This window comes from Mesorhizobium sp. M8A.F.Ca.ET.181.01.1.1, from assembly GCF_004792025.1.
GTDB lineage: Bacteria > Pseudomonadota > Alphaproteobacteria > Rhizobiales > Rhizobiaceae > Mesorhizobium.
In genome coordinates this window covers 1-327 of the sequence record NZ_SRTV01000161.1, presented here as the reverse complement: position 1 = coordinate 327, position 327 = coordinate 1, and the positions used below count along the sequence as shown (strand labels likewise).

At 60.2% G+C, this 327-nt stretch carries 1 protein-coding gene; it reads right to left on the bottom strand.

Annotated elements, in window-relative coordinates:
* Positions 1–224, bottom strand: a 224-nt coding sequence (locus EN824_RS34045; protein ID WP_210236391.1) for a hypothetical protein, incomplete at its 3' end; no start/stop codon positions are given.
* Positions 225–327 lie beyond the last annotated feature (103 nt).

Here is a 327-nt window from a genome sequence, read left to right as displayed (position 1 = left end):
CACAGGGCCTCGCCGAGGCTGTCGCGGTAGCTTTTGTCGATGTCCGCGAGACGGTTCTCGATCAGCGCGATGCCCGCGCTGTACTCTCGCTCGATCTGCAGCGCGGTCAACAACAAGGTGAGCACGCAACTAAACAGAATGGTGATCGCCAGAAGCCGAAGCACGACACTGTGCCGCAACCGCCTGAGCGGATACCGCGACTCTCCGTTGAGGTTGACAGCCATATTGCCCCCGCGAGCATGGTGTTGCCAGTTCGCAGTGCACGCGTTGGACATGCGACTGCTGTTTTTCGGCACGCGCGTTCGAGAAACGGCCAATGCCTGGTTA